Origin of the sequence: Archangium sp. (assembly GCF_036388035.1) — a bacterium.
In the GTDB taxonomy this organism is placed as follows: domain Bacteria; phylum Myxococcota; class Myxococcia; order Myxococcales; family Myxococcaceae; genus Archangium.
Genome location: NZ_DASVSO010001052.1, coordinates 1 through 3,385 on the forward strand (window position 1 = coordinate 1; position 3,385 = coordinate 3,385).

Here is a 3,385-nt window from a genome sequence, read left to right on the forward strand (position 1 = left end):
CCGCGGAGCGCACCGTGCTCAACGACCGGAGGGACGTGGGCGCCACGCTGTCCATGTCCCGCAGCTTCTGGACCACGCCCGTGTCGCTCGGCCTGCTGGCGCTGCGCCGGGACTGGCTCTCCACCTCCAGTCGTCCCGGGGTGCGCACCTCGCTCGTGGGCCCGGAGGCCGCCGTCTCGTACTTCGCCGGGGAGAGCTCCTCGTACGGCGGCACGCAGCGGGGCCTGGGCTTCTCGCTGGGCGCCGGGGTGTACCCCCTCGCCTTCGACGACGCGAGCCCCTTCGGAGACGTGCGCGCCACCGTGGATGCGTACGTGCCCGGCCTCCCCCTGCTCCAGCGCGACAACCTCCACCTGTCCGCCGTCGCCCGCGCCCTCCCGGGTGCGCCCGAGGGGCTCCTCCAGGTGGGTGGCATCCAGTTCGGCACCCCCGTCTATGAGAGGCGCCAGGGCCCCGAGGACTCGCGCAACGTCCCGCTGCGCCTCCAGCCTGGCGCCTCCTTCTCCGAGTCCCTGCGCGGCTACGAGGACTTCGCCCTCAGCGCGCGCAACGTGTTCATCGGCACCGCGCGCTATCGCTACCGCTTCGTCATCGACTACGGCTGGAGCTCCTTCTTCTGGCTGCTCCCCTCCTTCTTCGTCAGCCAGGTGGAGCTGGAGGCCTTCGGGAGCTGGGCGCGCACGGACCTGCGCGACAACCACCGGGCCGCGGGCGGCGCGATCTTCGTGCGCACCACCTTCGGGCAGACGGCGTCGATGTCGCTCTTCTACCAGTATGCCCGGCGCTTCGATGACCGGCTGGGGCACCTGCACCTGGTGGGCTTCGCCCTATGACCGCGCCGCCCCGAGTCGTCGAGCTCGTCGAACGATTCAGCGAGAGCCTCGAGGCCTTCCGCAGCGGGGCCTACAAGGAAGCACACGTGCGCCAGGAGTTCCTCGATCCCCTGTTCGAGTGCCTCGGCTGGGACATGAGCAACGTGGCGAACATCGCCGAGTCGTACAAGGACGTCGTCCACGAAGACACGCTGAAGATTGGCAATCGGGTCAAAGCTCCCGACTACAGCTTTCGCATTGGCGGCGTTCGCAAGTTCTTCGTCGAAGCCAAGAAGCCCCTGGTCAATATCGAGAGCGACATCGAGCCCGCCTATCAGCTCAAGCGGTATGCCTGGACGGCCAAGCTCCCGCTCTCCATCGTGACCGACTTCGAGGAGTTCGCGGTCTATGACTGTCGAGCACAACCCGCCCAGAGCGACAAGGCCACGAAGGGCCGCGTGCTCTACCTCAAGCACACGGACTACGTTTCCCAGTGGGAAAAAATCGCCGAGCTGTTCTCCAAGGAGGCCGTCCAAGGGGGAAGCCTCGACCAGTACGCGGCCCAGTTGAAAGCGAAGCGGGGGTCCGTCACCGTCGACTCCGCTTTCCTGGCCGAAATCGAGGAGTGGCGAGACGTCCTGGCGCGCAACATCGCCCTGCGCAACACCTCGCTCTCACAACCGGAGTTGAACTTCGCGGTCCAGCAGCTCATCGACCGGATTGTCTTCCTCCGCATCTGTGAGGATCGGGGAATCGAGCCCTATGGCCGACTGCTGACGCTCAACAACGGCACGAACGTCTACCAGCGGCTCACCCAGTTCTTCCACCAGGCGGACGACAAGTACAACTCGGGCCTGTTCCATTTTCGGCGCGAGTCGGGGCAAGCCATCGCCCCCGACACCTTGAGCACCGGTCTGGAGATTGACGACACGCCGCTCAAGGACATCTTCAAGCGGCTCTACTTCCCGGAGAGCCCCTACGAGTTCTCCGTCTTTCCCTCCGACATTCTTGGCCAGGTCTACGAGCAGTTCCTCGGCAAGGTCATCCGACTGACCTCGGGGCATCGGGCCGTCGTCGAGGAAAAACCTGAAGTCAAGAAGGCGGGCGGCGTCTATTACACCCCCACCTACATCGTCGACCACATCGTCAGGGAGACGATCGGGGCCCTCTGCACAGGGAAGACCCTCAAACAGCTCGAGTCGCTGCGCATCGTGGATCCTGCGTGCGGCTCGGGCTCATTCCTCATCGGTGCCTACCAGTACCTGCTCGACTGGCACCTGAGTTGGTATGTCGCGCAAGATCCCAAGAAGTTCGCCAAGGGCAAGAACGCCGTACTTCATCAGGGCGCGGGCGGTGAGTGGAAGCTCACCACGAGCGAGCGCAAGCGGATCCTCCTGAACAACCTCCATGGCGTGGACATCGACGCCCAGGCCGTTGAAGTCACCAAGCTGTCCCTCCTCCTGAAAGTCCTCGAAGGAGAGAGCGAGGAGACGATCAACAGCCAGCTCACGCTCTTCGCGGAACGAGCGCTGCCCGACCTCGAGAACAACATCCGCTGCGGGAACTCCCTGATCGGGCCAGATATCTACAAAGAGGAGCAGGTCTCCCTCCTCGAAGACGCGCACCAGCAACGCATCAACGTCTTCTCCTGGGAAGAGGCCTTCCCGAAGGTCTTCAAGAGTCCCAACCCAGGCTTCGATGTGGTGATCGGCAACCCGCCGTACATCAACATCCGGACCTTGCAGGAGTGGGCTCCGGTCGAGGTCGAGTACTACAAGAAGAAATACGCGTCGGCGGGGAAAGGAAGCTACGACATCTACGTGGTGTTCGTGGAGAAGGGTCTCGGTCTGCTGAGGAAGGGCGGAAGACTCGGGTACATCCTTCCCAGCAAGTTCTTCTCCACGGACTACGGAGAGCCACTCCGGCGCATGCTCTCGGAGCGCCGCGCGTTGCTGAACATCATCGACTTCCGGCACGAGCAGGTCTTCTCCGGGGCCACGACGTATACCGCGCTCCTCTTCCTGTCCGCCGACCCCTCCAGCCAACTCACCTACCGGACGGTGTCTCCCGCGACGGCGTTGCAAAAGGGCGAGCCCGCGGCGATGAGCATTGAAGCCGGGGCGATGACCGGCGAGCCCTGGCAGTTCGGTTCGACCGCCGCCAAAGCGGTCATGAGCAAGCTCAGGGCCGCGGGCCCCCCCTTGATCGAGCTCCCCACGCGGATCGCCCGCGGCTCCTCCACGGGAGCGGACGAGGTGTTTGTCCTCGCCAAGGCGGGAGAGCAACTCCAGACCCGGAGCGGCGAGACGGTGGAGGTCGAAAGTGAAATCCTCCGCACCCCTCTCTACGCCTCCGATTTCGGGCGGTACCGACTCGAGCCCGCCGCCACCGAGCGCGTCATCTTCCCGTATGAAGTCGGGACGGAGGGCTACAGCCTCATTCCCGAGAGCACGCTCCGGAAGAAGTTCCCCAAGGCCTACGAGTACCTGCGCGGCAGACGGTCCGAGCTGGAGGAACGAAAGCAGTTCGCGGAGTGGTACTCCTTCAGCGCCCCCCGCAACCTCGATGTCCAC

1 protein-coding gene and 1 pseudogene are annotated in these 3,385 nt (G+C 64.5%); both read left to right on the forward strand.

What is annotated here, in order from left to right:
- Positions 1-833, forward strand: a pseudogene (locus VF697_RS43340) (hypothetical protein); the annotation flags it as partial.
- Positions 830-3,385 (forward strand): Eco57I restriction-modification methylase domain-containing protein (locus VF697_RS43345; protein ID WP_331104654.1); only part of this gene is annotated, 2,556 nt, incomplete at its 3' end. The pseudogene VF697_RS43340 and the gene VF697_RS43345, both read left to right, overlap by 4 nt.